Here is a 16578-nt window from a genome sequence, read left to right on the forward strand (position 1 = left end):
CCTCTATATTCCCCCTCGCTTCTCCCCCCTATTTCTATGTGTCCCGAGCGTTCGGGTATTACGAGGACAGTGTGTCTAAAGGAATTGCGTTATCGGTCCTGGCGTCGGTGCTGTTTGCCGTCATGTATTTCTACACCTCCCTGCTGACGCCTCTGACCGGGGTGGAGATTTTCGGCTGGCGGATGCTGCTGACCCTGCCCTGCATGACCCTGTTCATGATCTTCAGCGGCGAGTGGCACCGGGTCGGCCAAGTGCTGCGCCAGGTGGCAAGCAAACCGCTGCTGAGCCTGGTGCTGCTGCTGTCGTCGGCCCTGGTGGGGGTGCAGCTCTGGCTGTTCATGTGGGCGCCACTCAACGGCTACAGCCTGGATGTGTCACTGGGGTACTTCCTGCTGCCGCTGACCATGGTCCTGACCGGACGCATCGTGTATGGCGAGCGTCTGTCGCGCCTGCAGAAAGTGGCCACGCTGCTGGCCTGCCTCGGGGTGCTCAACGAGCTGTATCAAGTGGGCAGTTTTTCCTGGGCGACCCTGGTGGTGGCCGTGGGTTACCCGGTGTATTTCGTCCTGCGGCGGCGCCTGGGCACCGATCATCTGGGTGGCCTGTGGCTGGACATGGCGCTGTTGATCCCGGTGGCACTGTGGTTTGTGCAAGGCGGCGAACAGGGATTTGCCGTGGTGGACAGCCATCCCGGCCTATACCTGCTGATTCCTCTGCTGGGGGTGATCAGCGCCTCGGCGCTGGCGTGCTACGTCATCGCCAGTCGCTTGCTGGCCTTCAGCCTGTTCGGCCTGCTCAGCTATGTGGAGCCGGTGTTGCTGCTGTTTGTCGCGCTGCTGCTGGGGGAAAGCATCAAGGCCGGGGAATGGCTGACTTACATCCCGGTCTGGCTGGCGGTGCTGGTGCTGGTGCTCGAAGGGGTCAGGCACCTGCTGCGCCAGCGCCGCAACTGATCGACGCGCCCGCATGGGCCTGGGCAGGCAAGGTTCGGGCGCCGCTGGGGATCAGGGCTTGATCTGCTTGAGCTCATTGAGCAGGGCCAACAAGGCTTGCATCTTGTCCTCGCCAAATTGCTGCTGGATTTTCTGGTAGTTGATTTCCATGTCGCCGCTCATGGACTCGAAACACGCCTGGCCCTTATCGGTCAGGGTGATGAACAGGCGGCGCTGGTCTTCCGGGGATTTGCGGCGGCTGACGTACTCGTCACGCTCCAGGCGGGTCAGCACGCCGGTCATGCTCGGCGGCAGGATGCAGGCCATCTTTGCCAGTTGGTGGCTCTCCAGCTCGCCGTTCTGGCGCAGGATGCGGATGACCCGCCATTGCTGCTCGGTCAAGTCGTGCTGGTTCAGCGAGGGGCGGAAAAAGGCCATGGCGGCCTCACGGGCCTGCAACAGGGTCAAGGTCAGGGACGGTCTGGGTGTGTTCATCGAGGCATCGGTCAAGGGCTGGGAAACAAAGGCGCAAACATTAACACATTCACTATCGCCAACCGACAGGCAATATAAAGCCCGATCAGGCAAGACCTGATCGGGCTCTGTGTTCAAGCCTGCCGAGGGTTACTCGGTGGCCAGTACCCCACGACGCACCTGGTCGCGTTCGATCGATTCGAACAGTGCCTTGAAGTTGCCCTCGCCGAAACCATCGTCGCCTTTACGCTGGATGAATTCGAAGAATACCGGCCCCATCAGGGTTTCCGAGAAGATCTGCAGCAGCAGGCGCTTGTCGCCAGCTTCCGAAGAGCCGTCCAGCAGGATGCCGCGGGACTGCAACTCGTTGACCGGCTCGCCGTGGTTCGGCAGGCGGCCTTCGAGCATCTCGTAGTAGGTTTCCGGCGGCGCGGTCATGAAGCGCATGCCGATCTTCTTCAGCGCGTCCCAGGTCTTCACCAAATCGTCGGTGAGGAAGGCCACGTGCTGGATGCCCTCGCCGTTGAACTGCATCAGGAACTCTTCGATCTGCCCGGCGCCCTTGGACGATTCCTCGTTCAGTGGGATGCGGATCATGCCATCCGGAGCGGTCATGGCCTTGGAGGTCAGGCCGGTGTATTCGCCCTTGATGTCGAAGTAACGGATCTCGCGGAAGTTGAACAGCTTCTCGTAGAAGCCGGCCCAATAGGCCATGCGCCCGCGATACACGTTGTGGGTCAGGTGGTCGATGATCTTCAGGCCGGCACCCGGTGGGTTGCGGTCCACGCCTTCGAGGAACACGAAGTCGATGTCATAGATCGAGCTGCCTTCACCGAAACGGTCGATCAGGTACAACGGCGCGCCGCCGATGCCCTTGATTGCCGGCAGGTTCAACTCCATCGGCCCGGTTTCAATGTGGATCGGCTGGGCGCCGAGTTCCAGGGCACGCTTGTAGGCCTTTTGCGAATCCTTGACCCGGAACGCCATGCCGCATACCGACGGGCCGTGTTCAGCGGCGAAGTACGAGGCGACGCTGTGGGGTTCGTTGTTGAGGATCAGGTTGATCGCACCCTGGCGGTACAGATGCACGTCTTTTGAACGATGGGTCGCGACTTTGGTGAAACCCATGATCTCGAAGATCGGTTCGAGGGTATTGGGGGTAGGCGATGCGAATTCGATGAATTCAAAGCCCATCAGGCCCATTGGGTTTTCGAAGATATCTGCCATGGTTGGCGCCTCATCATATTTTTAGAATTAACGGATCGTTAGTTGCTATCAATGCTGAGGAAAGAAGGCGGTGCGCAGGAGATGCCCCGCACGCTGCGGGCGAGGAAGTCACCGTAGATCAGTTGAAACCCGAGAATCTTCATTTCGACCCTGTCTTACAGGCTGGGGGACGAGGCTTCTGCTGCCAGAAGACTTTATTATTGTATGCGTAACCGGATTCTACACAGCGTAAAAGCCTTTGTCCGCATTCTCTATAAAATCGCCTTTTTCGCCTGGCCCGCAAGGGGTTTGTTGCACTGGTAGATGCCGCCGAGAATCAACACCCCGCCCATTCCCATCACCAGGCTCAGTTGCTCTCCCAGCAACAGTGCGCCCAGCAGCACTGCCGTCAGCGGGTTGAGGGCAATGAACACGCCAGAGCGGGTGGCACCGATGCGTCGCAGGCCGTCGTAGTACCAGATGTAGGCCAGCGCGGAACCCAGGACGCCCAGGTACAGCAGGCTCAAGCCCTGGCTCAGGTCCAGGCGGACAATGGCATGCAGGTCGAACTCGCCCCGGGCCAGGGTTGCAACCCACAGCATCAGGGTTCCCATCAGGATCGAATAGGTAACGGTCTGCAACGGGCCAAGGTGCTGATTGAGGCCTTTGGAAAACAGCGAGTACACCCCCCAACCCAGGACGCAGCCGAGTATCAGCAGGTCGCCATACCAGCCCCCTGCCCCGGCAGCCAGGGCCGAAGGATCGCGACTGCAGATCACCAGGGCCGCGCCACTCAGGCACGACAGGATGCCCAACAACTTGCGCCGGCTCAGGCGTTCCTTGAACAGTGCCCAGGACGCCAGGGCAATCACCGCAGGATTGAGCGCTACGATCAAGGACGCCCGCGAGGCGTTGACCTGTTGCAGGCCGAGGAAGAAACACAGGTTGTAGAAGAAGATGCCGAAGAACCCCAGGAGCGCCAGTTGGCCGAGCTGCTTGAGGCTGGGTCGGGCCAGGGCAATGCGCGCCACCGCCATGAAGCCAAGCAGGGCCAGGCTGGCGAGCAAGAAGCGCAGGCTGGCAGCCAGCCAGGGGGAAAGCCCGCCGGCCAGGTAACGCCCGGCGACGAAGGTGCCGCCCCAGATCATGGTCACTGCCGCCAGTTTGCAATAGACCGCCAGGTCCCCGCGATCGGCCGCCAGGGGGCCGCTAATACTGCTTTCACTCATGATCATGCTGCTCTGTGGTCGTGGATTTGTGCTGTGAGGTCATTCTTTGTCTAATAGCCCATCATCGTAAAATGAGCTTTTACTCATGACCCTGACCCAATTGGAGATCTTCTCCCGGGTGGCCGAACTGGCGGGTTTTACCAGCGCCGCCACGCGCCTGGGCATCACCCAGTCGGCCGTGTCCCACGCCATCAAGTCCCTGGAACAGGAACTGGGGGTCGAACTGTTTCGCCGCCATCAGTCCCAGGTCGAACTCACCGATATTGGTGGCCAACTGTTGCTGCGGGCCCGGGCCATGCTGGGGCTGGCGGCGACCTTGGAACAGGAGGCCGCCGATGCTCGGGGCATGAAGCGCGGCACCTTGCGCATCGGCTCCTTTGGCCCCACCTCCTCCATGCGCCTGTTGCCATCCATCCTCGAGGAGTACCGGCGCGAGCATCCGGGAATCGAGGTGCATATCGACGAGGGGCCGGATCGCCAGGTGCTGCAATGGCTGGAGGAGCGACGGGTCGACGTGGGCTTCGTGGTGTTGCCCGAGGAGCGTTTCGACACCTTCGCCCTGATCGAGGACCAGTTGATGGCGCTGATTCCGGCGGGCCATGCCCTGGCCCGGGAGCAAGAGATCCGCCTCGAACAGCTGTGTCACGATCCCTTCGTGCTGACCGAAGCCGGCTCGGCCGAGCTGGTTACGCGCTTGTTCATCGGCGCCGGCCTGAGCCCCAACATCCGCTACCGCAGTTCGCAACTGCTCAGCACCCTGGAAACCGTGGCCCGGGGTGAAGCCTTGAGCATTCTGGCCGAGCTGTCCTTGCCCCCGACTGCGGACGCCCGCTATGGGAGCAAGCCCCTGTCGCCGCCGGTGCGGCGCCAAGTGGGGATCGCCGTGCTCGATCGGCGCCAGGCATCGCCGGCGACACTGGCCTTCATCCAGCATGCGCAACGTCTGTATCGTCATCCAAAGCCGTCTATCCTGCGATGATCCAGACAACGTCAGGAGGCTGCCGCCCGCGCTGCAGCAGCCAGACGCTGGCCCGCCCCTCCTCCGCCACAGGTTCGATCCATGCCCCTGACCGCCAAAGGTCCGCTCAAGCGTTCTACCCGCAGACTCTGGACAGTGTTGGCGATTGTGCTTCCCATCGGACTGGGGGCCGTCATTTTCTACGCCCAGGCCGAACGAGCGCTGGTGCGCAGCAGCCTGGAAACCGCCGAGGAAGCCATCCGCCAGTTCGACCTGATGCTGGACAACACCGATATTGCCGCCAGGGCCCTGCTGCCCCAGGCAGGCCTGGAGTGCGACGAGGTGCGGCAACTGGCCCTGAGGGACCAAGTGACTCGCCGACCATTCGTGCGCTCGACCAACCTGGTGTGGCGCAACAACAACTATTGCAGTTCATTGCTGGGCAGCTATCCGGTGCCCCTCGATCCCCGGGATTACGTTGACGGCCGGCTCTGGCTCATGAGTGGCAATCCCGTCACCCCCAACACCGCGCTGCTGGTCTACCGCTTGAGTGAGGGGGAGCGCTCGGCCCTGGCGACCATCGACGGTTATCACCTGACCAACGCCCTGCGCCTGATCAGCCGCTTCGCCCATTTGCGACTGCAGGTGGGCGAGCATTGGCTGTCCAGTGATGGCGGGGTCCACGACGGCGCACCGCCACTGGCAGCAGTGGCCCCCCAGCATCTGAGTTCATCGCGTTATCCCTACAGCGTCAGTACAGGATTTCCCGAGGGGGACATCTGGAAATACATGAAAAGCCAGTACCCGGCGTTGTTCAGCCTGCTGGTCTTTCTCGGTGCCGGCGCTGGTGTCCTGGCCCACTGGTTACAGAAGCGCTCCGCCTCTCCCAGCCATGAATTGCGCCGGGCACTGGAAGCCCGGGAGTTCATTCCATACTTTCAGCCGGTGGTGCGCGGTGACACGCTGCAATGGGCCGGCATTGAAGTGCTGATGCGCTGGCAACATCCGCGAGAGGGACTCGTGCGTCCGGACCTGTTCATCCCTTTCGCCGAACATTCGGGGCTGATCGTGCCCATGACCCGTTCGCTGATGCAGCAGACGATGCAGGTGCTGGCTCCCCACGCCGCCGGCTTCACCGATGGTTTTCATATCGGCATCAACATCACTGCCAGTCACTGCCATGACTTGCAGTTGCTGGAGGACTGCCGGGAGTTTCTCGCCGCCTTCCCTCCCGGCAAGGTGATCCTGGTGCTGGAGTTGACCGAACGCGAACTGATCGAGCCCACGGCCACCACCCAGCAGCTGTTTGCCGCTCTGCATGAACTCGGGGTAATGATCGCCATCGACGACTTCGGCACCGGGCATTCCAGCCTGGGTTATCTGCGTCAGTTCAATGTCGATTACTTGAAGATCGATCAAAGCTTTGTCGCCATGATCGGTGCCGACGCACTGTCGCTGCATATACTCGACAGCATTATTCAACTCTCGGCCAAACTCGATCTGGGCATCGTCGCCGAAGGTATTGAAACTGCCGAGCAGCGGGATTACCTGGCGGCTCAAGGCGTGGATTTCCTGCAGGGTTATTTATTTGGGCGCCCCATGCCCAGTGCAGAATTTGTTGCGGCCCTGGCGCGCCATTAAATAGCCATGTCAGAACATTAAGTGCTCGACTACGGTAACTCGGGATACGCACCAATTTGATTCAATTGGCAAATACAGGCTTGAACAAGAACAACCTGATTTACTCTCGCGCCATTAACTACTACAATTTTTCCCGCCTGTACAAGATTCACAGGTAGGCCACTTAATCGAGCCTTAACCGGCTTATGGCTTATAGCTTTGTTTGTGGTTTGTATCAGCCAAAATAGACTATTGGAGTGAAGATATTGTCCAGACTTGCTGAATTTCGTGCTGCAGAAAAAGCACTTCAAGAACAGCTCGCGCAGCTTGAATCCCTGAAGAACGACGCCGGCCTCAAAAAGGAAATCGAGTTCGAAGAGAAACTTCAGGCCCTGATGAAATCCTATGACAAGAGTTTGCGTGACATCATCGCAATCCTTGATCCCAACCTGGGCAAAAGCGGCCTGCCACAAGCCAACGCCCCTAAACAGCGCCGCGCACGCGTGGTGAAGGTCTATCAGAACCCGCACACCGGTGAACTGATTGAAACCAAGGGCGGCAATCATCGCGGCCTGAAAGCCTGGAAAGAACAGTACGGTGCTGCCACTGTGGATTCCTGGCTGCGCGCTTGAACAAAGCCGCCACCTGAAAAAGGCCCTGCATATGCAGGGCCTTTTACATTGATAAGAATATTCTTATTACGACTTGAATCTAAGGGAAGATCCAGCCCAACCGATGGCAATCAGCCATCCCGCGATAGGCCTTGCTATAAAGCCAGCCCCCAAAGCAACTACTCGCTTAATGCCTTTCTCGAAAACGAACTCGCTACACGCGAAAAGCAAACCGACTGTTTCAGATTTTTCCTTAAAGTTTGAGGCTATTTCGTACAGCCAGTATCTGGTCCTGACTATCGGCATAAGCCGCCGCCTGACCGGCGTATGAAAGTACATAAGCCTTATCCTCATCCAGTGCCGCCACCAGTGTTTGCGACAACACATGTCGCCCATTCTGGGTAATGGTACAAGTGGTCTCCAGAGCGTCCAGACGACTCAACTGCGCAGCATGAATCTTGTTACAGACACTCTGATATCCACTGCGGGCAAAGTCCTTCTGCACTGACTTGCGCATCTCTAGCAATACCCCTTGAAGATTGACTACATGCCCACGTTCCACCTGGGTCATGGTCAACTCCATGACCAGTTGCGGATTGCCCGCGGCATCGTTCTTCACAGCCCGCTGCCGGGAAACCTGGGCAGCCTGATCCGCCTCCTGGACCGGCACTGGCTCCACAGTCCAGCCCTCGGGCCAGGCAACCTCCGGTTGCGCCTGGACAACGCCCGCAAACATCAACAGCAAAACGGCCACAGCCTGGGTTCTAAGCGACTCGATCATGGATTGGCACACTAAAGAAACTGGCCTTGAAGTCTGAGCCCGGCGCCAGGAATGGGCAATAGATCAGGAGCTTTGGGTTTGGCGCCATCCTGTCCAGTTGCGTATCATTGCCCGCTTCCAAGGATGTCCGAACCATTGCCAGACAAGGACTTCCCCGCCCTCGCGGGCAGCCTTTGCCGCACTTTCTTCTGGAGGGCCCATGAGCCTCAACGAACTCAACACTTTCCCTGGCGTGACCGCCCAACCGGACGCAGCCACTGCTCGTTTCGTCTTCAACCACACCATGCTGCGGGTCAAGGACATCACTCGCTCCCTGGACTTCTACACTCGGGTCCTGGGCTTTTCCCTGGTGGAAAAACGTGATTTCCCCGAAGCCGAATTCAGCCTGTACTTCCTCGCACTGGTGGACAAGTCACAGATTCCGGCCGACGCTGCGGCCCGTACCGAATGGATGAAGTCGATCCCCGGGATTCTCGAACTGACCCACAACCACGGCACCGAGAACGATCCGGACTTCGCCTACCACAACGGCAACACCGACCCGCGTGGCTTCGGCCATATCTGCATCTCGGTGCCGGATATTGTCGCCGCATGCGAACGTTTCGAGACCCTGGGCTGCGACTTCCAGAAGCGCCTGAATGACGGCCGCATGAAGAGCCTGGCCTTCATCAAGGACCCGGATGGCTACTGGGTCGAGATCATCCAGCCAGCGCCGCTGTAACCCGATGCAGGTGCAGAGCTGGCCTGTGTAGGAACTGGATTGCCAGCGAACGCATCCGCAAGGACTGCGCCAGGCCCAACAGCCTCTTCACTGGCAAACCGGCGCCGACCCAGGCAGCCATAAAAAAACCCCATGAGCCAGGCTCATGGGGTTTTGTTTGTTCAGCGGCCGATCAAGCCGGTGCTGATGTGCGGATCAAGTGATCGAATGCACTGAGGGAAGCCTTGGCGCCTTCGCCCACCGCAATCACGATCTGCTTGTAGGGCACTGTGGTCACGTCACCGGCAGCAAATACGCCGGGCAGCGAAGTCTCGCCACGGGCATCGACGATGATCTCGCCACGAGGCGACAGTTCTACCGAGCCCTTGAGCCAGTCGGTGTTGGGCAGCAGGCCGATCTGCACAAAGATGCCTTCCAGGTCCACGGTGTGGAATTCACCCGAATCGCGATCCTTGTAGGCCAGGCCGGTGACCTTCTGCCCATCACCCTTCACTTCACTGGTCAGGGCACTGGTGATGACCTTGACGTTGGGCAGGCTGTACAGCTTGCGCTGCAACACGGCGTCGGCCCGCAGCTTGCTGTCGAACTCCAGCAAGGTGACGTGGCTGACGATACCCGCCAGGTCGATAGCCGCTTCGACGCCGGAGTTACCGCCACCAATCACCGCCACCCGTTTGCCTTTGAACAGCGGACCATCGCAGTGCGGGCAGAAACACACGCCCTTGGCCTTGTACTCCTGCTCACCCGGCACACCCATTTCACGCCAGCGGGCACCTGTCGCCAGGATCACCGACTTGGCCTTCAGGCTCGCGCCGCTTTCAAACTGAATCTCATGCAGGCCGCCCACTTCCTTGGCCGGCACCAGGGCACTGGCTCGCTGCAGGTTCATGATGTCGACGTCGTATTGCTTGACGTGCTCTTCCAGTGCCGCGGCCAGTTTTGGCCCTTCGGTCTCTTTCACCGAAACAAAGTTCTCGATGGCCATGGTATCCAGTACCTGGCCGCCGAAGCGCTCGGCCGCGACCCCGGTACGAATGCCTTTACGAGCGGCGTAGATGGCTGCCGAAGCACCGGCTGGACCACCGCCGACCACCAGCACATCAAAGGCCTCTTTGGCGTTGAGCTTCTGCGCTTGCTTCTCTACCGCACCGCTGTCGAGCTTAGCGAGGATCTCTTCCAGCCCCATGCGGCCCTGGCCGAAGTTCACGCCATTGAGGTAGACACTGGGCACCGCCATGACCTTGCGCTCATCGACTTCGGCCTGGAACAGCGCGCCGTCGATCGCCACATGACGGATGTTCGGGTTGAGCACCGCCATCAGGTTCAAGGCCTGGACCACGTCCGGGCAGTTCTGGCAGGACAGCGAGAAGTAGGTTTCGAAGTTGAACTCGCCTTTGAGCGAGCGAATCTGCTCGATCACTTCAGCACTGGCTTTCGACGGATGGCCGCCCACTTGCAGCAGGGCCAGCACCAGGGAAGTGAATTCGTGGCCCATGGGAATGCCGGCGAAACGCAGGCTGATATCGCCTCCTGGGCGATTCAACGTGAACGACGGCTTGCGCCCATCGGTACCATTGTCGAGCAACGTAATCTGGTTGGAAAGACTGACAATGTCTTTGAGTAACGCGAGCATTTCCTGGGATTTCGCACCGTCGTCGAGGGAGGCGACGATCTCGATCGGCTGGGTGACCCGTTCCAGGTATGACTTCAACTGAGCTTTAAGATTGGCGTCCAACATACGGGCGATTTCCATGTTCTGAATAAAGAGATGGTTCGGTAAAAAAAAACGCCCGAGCGAATCTCGCCCGGGCGTTTTGGGGGCGGGTGCAGCTGACTTAAGTGCGGATCACCGCCCTTGGGTAATGCATGGACTTAGATCTTGCCAACCAGGTCCAGGGACGGAGCCAGAGTGGCTTCGCCTTCTTTCCACTTGGCTGGGCAGACTTCGCCTGGGTGAGCGGCAACGTACTGAGCGGCCTTGATCTTGCGCAGCAGCTCGGAAGCGTCACGGCCTACGCCGCCATCGTTGATTTCAACGATCTTGATCTGGCCTTCCGGGTTGATCACGAAGGTGCCGCGGTCAGCCAGACCGGCTTCTTCGATCAGCACGTCGAAGTTGCGGGAGATGGCCAGGGTCGGGTCGCCGATCATGGTGTACTGGATCTTGCCGATGGCTGGCGAAGTGTTGTGCCAGGCAGCGTGAGCAAAGTGGGTGTCGGTGGAAACGCTGTAGATCTCAACGCCCAGCTTCTGGAATTCGGCGTAGTTGTCGGCCAGGTCTTCCAGCTCGGTTGGGCAAACGAAGGTGAAGTCAGCCGGGTAGAAGAACACGACAGACCATTTGCCTTTCAGATCAGCGTCCGACACTTCGACGAATGCGCCGTTTTTGAATGCGGTAGCTTTGAACGGTTTAACTTGGCTGTTGATGATAGGCATCGTTGACTCTCCATCAGTGGTTGAAAACATTGGGTGAAAACTTGATGGGGAGAATCCTAACCAATGACTTGCCGCTTGGCTCATTGGCAAACCTGATGCTATCGATTGGCTTTGACTATCAGCCGACAGTATTAATAGAAGAAACCTTTGACTACCGACGGACCGGCTGCGGGTCAATCAGCGCCATGCCCATGAACGGGCTGGCCTCAACGTAGCGCATGGCGGACTTCAGGTCCTTCCAGCCCACATAGCTCATCAGGGACTTGAGGTCCCACCCGCTGCGATGGGCCCAGGTGGCAAAACCACGGCGCAACGAATGGCTGGTGTAATGCTCGGCATCAATGCCGGCGCGCTCCAGGGCCTGGCGCAGCAATGGAATCACGCTATTGGCGTGCAACCCCTGTTCGCTCAGGTGACCCCAGCGGTCGATGCTGCGAAACACCGGACCGCGCACCAGTGCGGCGCTGTTGATCCAGTCGACATAGGCCTGCACCGGGCATAAGCGCTGCAGCGCCGGCGTGTGAAAAGTGCGCCCCAGGTTGTCGCGATCACCCTTGCTGCGCGGCAGATAGAGGCTGATGCCGGAACCGGCCACAGCCTGCACATGCTCGATCTGCAAGCGGCACAGTTCGTCACTGCGAAAACCCCGCCAGAACCCCAGCAGGATCAGCGCCCGGTCGCGGCGTGCTCGCAACAGGTCGGCCTGACGGCCTTCGGCGGCAGCGGCTGCGCCCTCCTCGTCAAGCCAGCCAATCACCTGCTCCAGGTGTCGTAACTGCAAGGGCTCGGCTTGTTTCTCACGCACTGGATGCAATGCACGAATGCCCTTGAACACCTGGCGTACCACGGGCGCCTTGGTCGGATCGGCAAAGCCCTGGCTGTTGTGCCATTGAGCCAGGGCAGAAAGGCGCAACTTCAGGGTGTTGATCGATAACTCCCCGGCGTAGGCCGCGAGATAACGGGCCACGCTCTCCGCCGTCGTCGGCAGGAACCCGCCCCACTGCACCTCGAAATGCTCGATCGCTGCCCGATAACTGCGACGGGTGTTATCGCGGGTAGCGGCTTGCAGGTAACGATCCAGTTCACTCATGACAATTCAACCCCGGCAGATGTACGGCCATAAAAGACAAAGAAGCGCCGCATGCCCCGTGACACGGGGTAATACTACAATATCCCAGGTCATATTTTCTCTATCTAGCAGCTTCATCCATCTGTACAATCACTATCAATTACATACCATGTATCACAGTATCAAATCGTTGGAGGAGCCATGGCTCGCGGAGGCATAAACAAGGCGGTGGTGAAGAAAGCGCGTCAGGCGATTCTTGCCCGCGGTGAACACCCCAGCATCGATGCAGTACGCATAGAAATGGGCAATACCGGTTCGAAAACCACCATCCACCGCTATTTGAAGGAGCTGGATGACGGCACCAGCCGCCGAGATGCGGGCCCGATGCCGCTGGATGAAGAGTTGAGCGAACTGGTGGGACGACTGGCTCAACGCCTGCAGGAGCAGGCCCAGGAACCTCTGGAACAGGCCCTCGCCCACTCCGAACAACAGAAGCAGGCCTTCGAGCAGCAATTGGAGCAAGCGCGGCAGACCCAAGAGCAACTGCAACAGCAGCTACAGATCCAGGCCAGCGCCCTAGCCGGGGAAAGTGCCGCCCTGCAAGACACCCGCTCCATGCTGCAGAGCGAACAGACCCGCAACGCCGAACTCAATCAAGCCTTGAAGGATTGCCATCTGCGCCTGGAAGACAAGGAGCAACAGATCCGCTCCCTGGAAGAAAAGCACCTGCATGCCCGGGACGCCCTGGAGCACTATCGCGCCGCCAGCAAGGAACAACGCGAACAGGAACAGCGTCGCCACGAAGGCCAGATCCAACAGGTGCAAATGGAGCTGCGCCAGGCTCAGCAGAGCGCACTGGTACGCCAGGACGAAATCACCCAACTGCATCGTGACAATGAACGTCTGCTCAGCGAGCAGCGAGTCACCCACAAGGAGCTTAAGCTGGCCCAGGACGCCGCGAGCAAGAGCACCGTATCGCAGGCACTGCTCAGCGAGCAGCTGGCGCGTCAGGACAGCGCCGTCACCCTGCTCCAGGAACGCTTGCGCGTAGCCTCGGAGGAGATTCAGGCACTCAAGGAAAGAGCCGACAAACAGGCTCGATTGAGCAAGGAGATGGAGTTGCGCGCCGCCAAGGCCGAGGCCGGCCTTGAGGCGCTGCGCCTGGCTGCGGCAACCAAGGCGCAGCCAGACACGCCTGCAGACGCGTGATCAGTCCGCGACAGGGGTACGCAGGGTAACGAACTCTTCGGCAGCCGTCGGATGCACGCCGATGGTTTCGTCGAAGTCGCGCTTGGTGGCTCCCGCCTTCAGGGCAATCGCCAGGCCCTGGACGATTTCCCCGGCATCAGGTCCAACCATGTGGCACCCCAGCACCCTGTCGCTCTCGGCATCCACCACCAGCTTCATCAGGGTGCGCTCCTGGCAGTCGGTCAGAGTCAGCTTCATCGGCCGGAAACGGCTTTCGAAGATCTGCACCTTGTGCCCCGCCTCGCGCGCCTGCTCTTCGGTCAAGCCAACAGTGCCGATATTCGGCAAGCTGAAGACCGCCGTCGGAATCATCCGATAATCCACCGGGCGATACTGTTCCGGCTTGAACAGACGCCGAGCCACAGCCATGCCTTCGGCCAAGGCCACAGGTGTCAGTTGCACGCGACCAATTACATCGCCAATGGCCAGGATCGACGGCTCGCTGCTCTGGTACTGGTCGTCGACCTCGATAAAGCCGCGCTTATCGAGTTTGACACCGGTATTCTCCAGCCCCAGGTTGTCGAGCATCGGCCGACGCCCAGTGGCGTAGAACACGCAATCTGTTGCTAGCTTGCGACCGTCCTTGAGGGTGACCTCCAGACTGCCATCGGCCTGCTTGTCGATGCGTTCGATATCCGCATTGAATTGCAGCCCCAGGCCGCGCTTGGTCAGCTCTTCCTGCAAGTGCTTGCGCACCGCGCCATCAAAGCCACGCAGGAACAGATCACCGCGATACAGCAACTGGGTATCGGCACCCAGGCCGTGGAAGATCCCGGCAAACTCCACCGCAATGTAACCACCGCCCACCACCAGGACACGCTTTGGCAAAGCCTTGAGGAAAAACGCCTCATTGGAACTGATGGCATGCTCGCGGCCCGGAATATCCGGAATCTGCGGCCAGCCACCTGTGGCAATCAGGATGTGCCTGGCACTGTAGCGCTGGCCATTGACTTCCACCTGATGAGGATCGATCAACTTGGCATGACCTTCGTGCAGGGTCACGCCACTGTTGACCAGCAGATTACGGTAGATGCCATTAAGGCGATTGATTTCGCGATCCTTGTTGGCGATCAGGGTCGCCCAATCAAAGTTCGCCTCGCCCAGTGACCAGCCAAAACCCGAGGCCTGCTCGAAGTCTTCGGCGAAGTGGGCTCCGTACACCAGGAGTTTTTTGGGCACGCAGCCGACGTTGACACAGGTACCGCCCAGATAGCGGCTCTCGGCCACCGCGACTTTCGCCCCGAAACCCGCAGCAAAGCGTGCGCAACGTACACCGCCGGAACCGGCACCAATTACATAAAGATCAAAATCGTAGGCCATTTCACTCTCCCAGGCAGGCTGACAGCATAACCGCAGATGGCGATCGGGTCAGCGCCGTGGTTTTACATAAGGGCGGGCAATGAAAAAGCCACCCGAAGGTGGCTTTTTCCGACAACCCCGCGAGGCGACTATCAGTACGCCTTGCCGGTCTTGTAGAAGTTCTCGAAGCAAAAGTTGGTCGCGTCGATGTAACCCTCGGCGCCACCGCAGTCAAAACGCGTGCCCTTGAACTTGTAGGCCATTACACAACCGTTCTGCGCCTGCTTCATCAGGGCGTCGGTGATCTGGATTTCACCCCCCTTGCCCGGCTCGGTCTGCTCGATCAGATCGAAGATGTCCGGCGTCAGGATGTAACGACCGATGATCGCCAGGTTCGACGGAGCGTCTTCCGGCTTTGGCTTCTCGACCATGCTGTGAACGCGATAAATGTCGTCGCGAATCATCTCGCCGGCGATCACGCCGTACTTGTTGGTTTCCTGCGGGTCGACTTCCTGGATGGCCACGATCGAGCAGCGGAACTGCTTGTACAGCTTGACCATCTGGGTCAGTACGCCGTCGCCTTCAAGGTTGACGCACAGGTCGTCCGCCAGTACCACGGCGAAGGGTTCATCACCGATCAGCGGGCGACCGGTCAGAATCGCGTGGCCCAGGCCTTTCATTTCGGTCTGGCGAGTGTAGGAGAACGAGCACTCATCCAGCAGTTTGCGGATACCAACCAGGTACTTTTCCTTATCGGTGCCCTTGATCTGGTTTTCCAACTCGTAACTGATGTCGAAGTGGTCTTCGAGGGCGCGTTTGCCACGGCCGGTCACGATGGAGATTTCAGTCAGTCCAGCATCCAGCGCTTCTTCAACGCCGTACTGGATCAGTGGCTTGTTCACCACCGGCAGCATTTCTTTAGGCATGGCTTTAGTCGCTGGCAGGAAGCGAGTACCGTAACCGGCTGCTGGGAACAAGCATTTCTTGATCATATGAGTCCTTAAAAAGGCTGTGCGTACGAGTTTCGGCGCAGTCTAATCAGGCCGCGTGCACCTTACAATGCCCCGCGCTGGCTAACCGCTGCCATCATAGAGAAATAAAGCGCCAGATAGTTCCGCAGCATCCTCCAGATAGCGCACGGCGTAAACCTTCATCACCTCACAGGGCTTGTAAACCGCCGCCTGGAGCCTTGATCAGCCAGATCGAGTGCTTCCCATGCGAGCCCGCAAAGGCACAGACAATTGCATTGTCCACGCAACACTGATGGCACCGTCGACGGCGGCGAAATAACCCTTGGATTCCCGACACAAGAGCTGCCATATCCAGATGCGGCACTTTTCGGCAATGCCTGCGGACTAAGGTGATGCGCTGTACCGAAATGGCCATTAGCTATAGCATCGCCACATCGATACCCGCCTCTCAATACATCCCCATCCCAGACGACGAAATCCCCCCCATGAACAGACTTCTCGCAGTCACCGCTGTACTGGCTCTGACCGGATGCGCCACGGCTTCCAACACCTATCTGACCAATGGCGAACAAGGCCTGAGCATCGACTGCTCCGGGGAAGCCGGCTCCTGGGCCAGCTGCTATGAAAAAGCCGAAGCGTCCTGCGCCGGCACGGGCTATCAGATCGTCAGCACCGAAGGCACACCCGCCCCCAAGGAAAGCGACAAGACCCTGGGAGTCGACGTTGGCAACTACAAAAGCCGCAGCGTGGTAGTCGTCTGCAAGTAGCGGGCAAACACCCCACTACATGTGAATCTCGGCAAACTTGATGCCCAGGCCGCGAATGGTTTCGATCAGATCGTCAAGACGGGAAAAGGATTCGACCTCGTCGCTCTCATCCACCAGAAAGTAGCTGCGTCCGGCACTCTTCTTGAAAAACACAATCCATTCCCCGGAGTTGGCCGGGTTCTGAATCACGTGAGTGGCAGAGATCAAGCCCTCTGCATGCTTTTCCCTGACGTGTTCCCGCTTCATGCTTTCTCCC

Annotated in this window: 17 protein-coding genes; 7 read left to right on the top strand and 10 right to left on the bottom strand. The window is 59.2% G+C overall.

All coding sequences use genetic code 11. The features are described from left to right. The first annotated feature begins 71 nt into the window (after positions 1-71). Complete coding sequence (gene rarD, locus PFZ56_RS22540) at positions 72-953, top strand: EamA family transporter RarD (protein ID WP_102882617.1); 882 nt, start codon at positions 72-74, stop codon at positions 951-953. A 51-nt stretch (positions 954-1004) separates the two neighbouring features. Here the strand turns inward: rarD and hpaR are convergent, their stop codons facing one another. The 3 genes from hpaR to PFZ56_RS22555 all read right to left on the bottom strand — a co-directional run bounded on the left by hpaR (position 1005) and on the right by PFZ56_RS22555 (position 3841). Next, entirely contained in the window at positions 1005-1427 is a 423-nt protein-coding gene (gene hpaR, locus PFZ56_RS22545; RefSeq protein ID WP_102863268.1) for a homoprotocatechuate degradation operon regulator HpaR, read from the bottom strand. 129 nt (positions 1428-1556) lie between these two features. After that, positions 1557-2633 carry a 4-hydroxyphenylpyruvate dioxygenase gene (hppD, locus tag PFZ56_RS22550; RefSeq protein WP_102882616.1) on the bottom strand — a complete coding sequence of 359 codons (1077 nt, stop codon included), beginning with the start codon at positions 2631-2633 and terminating at the stop codon, positions 1557-1559. A 251-nt stretch (positions 2634-2884) separates the two neighbouring features. Beyond that, positions 2885-3841 carry a DMT family transporter gene (locus PFZ56_RS22555; RefSeq protein ID WP_170003974.1) on the bottom strand — a complete coding sequence of 319 codons (957 nt, stop codon included), beginning with the start codon at positions 3839-3841 and terminating at the stop codon, positions 2885-2887. An 85-nt stretch (positions 3842-3926) separates the two neighbouring features. Here PFZ56_RS22555 and PFZ56_RS22560 point away from each other — a divergent pair, with 85 nt between their 5' ends. From PFZ56_RS22560 to PFZ56_RS22570, 3 genes are all read left to right on the top strand, one after another. Further along, positions 3927-4820 (top strand): LysR family transcriptional regulator, encoded by an 894-nt coding sequence (locus PFZ56_RS22560; protein ID WP_170003976.1) that lies wholly within the window; start codon positions 3927-3929, stop codon positions 4818-4820. Between the two features lie 81 nt (positions 4821-4901). Continuing rightward, on the top strand, positions 4902-6440 hold the full coding sequence (locus PFZ56_RS22565; RefSeq protein WP_170003978.1) for an EAL domain-containing protein: 1539 nt from the start codon (positions 4902-4904) through the stop codon (positions 6438-6440). A gap of 245 nt (positions 6441-6685) precedes the next feature. Next, positions 6686-7051, top strand: a complete 366-nt coding sequence (locus tag PFZ56_RS22570; RefSeq protein WP_102863264.1) for a histone-like nucleoid-structuring protein, MvaT/MvaU family — start codon at positions 6686-6688, stop codon at positions 7049-7051. Positions 7052-7283: 232 nt separating this feature from the next. Here the strand turns inward: PFZ56_RS22570 and PFZ56_RS22575 are convergent, their stop codons facing one another. Then, positions 7284-7811, bottom strand: coding sequence for a DUF4946 domain-containing protein (locus tag PFZ56_RS22575; protein WP_102882614.1), 528 nt, complete (start codon positions 7809-7811; stop codon positions 7284-7286). 199 nt (positions 7812-8010) lie between these two features. Between PFZ56_RS22575 and gloA the strand changes: the two genes are divergently transcribed. Continuing rightward, positions 8011-8532, top strand: a complete 522-nt coding sequence (gloA, locus tag PFZ56_RS22580) for a lactoylglutathione lyase (RefSeq protein ID WP_102863262.1) — start codon at positions 8011-8013, stop codon at positions 8530-8532. Between the two features lie 172 nt (positions 8533-8704). Here the strand turns inward: gloA and ahpF are convergent, their stop codons facing one another. The 3 genes from ahpF to PFZ56_RS22595 form a co-directional block, all read right to left on the bottom strand. Further along, positions 8705-10270 (bottom strand): alkyl hydroperoxide reductase subunit F, encoded by a 1566-nt coding sequence (gene ahpF / locus PFZ56_RS22585; RefSeq protein WP_102863261.1) that lies wholly within the window; start codon positions 10268-10270, stop codon positions 8705-8707. A gap of 134 nt (positions 10271-10404) precedes the next feature. Beyond that, positions 10405-10968 (bottom strand): alkyl hydroperoxide reductase subunit C, encoded by a 564-nt coding sequence (gene ahpC / locus PFZ56_RS22590; RefSeq protein WP_011061677.1) that lies wholly within the window; start codon positions 10966-10968, stop codon positions 10405-10407. Between the two features lie 151 nt (positions 10969-11119). Continuing rightward, a complete protein-coding gene (locus PFZ56_RS22595) occupies positions 11120-12058 on the bottom strand; it encodes a site-specific integrase (protein ID WP_102882611.1) in 939 nt (312 codons plus the stop codon). A gap of 180 nt (positions 12059-12238) precedes the next feature. Between PFZ56_RS22595 and PFZ56_RS22600 the strand changes: the two genes are divergently transcribed. After that, on the top strand, positions 12239-13246 hold the full coding sequence (locus tag PFZ56_RS22600; RefSeq protein WP_170003980.1) for a DNA-binding protein: 1008 nt from the start codon (positions 12239-12241) through the stop codon (positions 13244-13246). Here PFZ56_RS22600 and gorA read toward each other — a convergent pair whose 3' ends face one another. Next, positions 13247-14605 carry a glutathione-disulfide reductase gene (gene gorA, locus PFZ56_RS22605; RefSeq protein ID WP_102882609.1) on the bottom strand — a complete coding sequence of 453 codons (1359 nt, stop codon included), beginning with the start codon at positions 14603-14605 and terminating at the stop codon, positions 13247-13249. Positions 14606-14736: 131 nt separating this feature from the next. After that, positions 14737-15576 carry a UTP--glucose-1-phosphate uridylyltransferase GalU gene (gene galU, locus PFZ56_RS22610; RefSeq protein ID WP_007935647.1) on the bottom strand — a complete coding sequence of 280 codons (840 nt, stop codon included), beginning with the start codon at positions 15574-15576 and terminating at the stop codon, positions 14737-14739. A gap of 464 nt (positions 15577-16040) precedes the next feature. On the opposite strand from galU, the gene PFZ56_RS22615 reads away from it, so the two are divergent. After that, the gene (locus PFZ56_RS22615) at positions 16041-16322 is read left to right on the top strand and encodes a hypothetical protein (RefSeq protein WP_102882608.1); all 282 of its coding nucleotides are present in this window, start codon (positions 16041-16043) and stop codon (positions 16320-16322) included. 15 nt (positions 16323-16337) lie between these two features. Here PFZ56_RS22615 and PFZ56_RS22620 read toward each other — a convergent pair whose 3' ends face one another. Next, entirely contained in the window at positions 16338-16568 is a 231-nt protein-coding gene (locus PFZ56_RS22620; RefSeq protein ID WP_102863256.1) for a hypothetical protein, read from the bottom strand. Positions 16569-16578 lie beyond the last annotated feature (10 nt).

Source organism: Pseudomonas danubii, from assembly GCF_042980055.1.
Taxonomy (GTDB): Bacteria; Pseudomonadota; Gammaproteobacteria; order Pseudomonadales; family Pseudomonadaceae; genus Aquipseudomonas; species Aquipseudomonas danubii.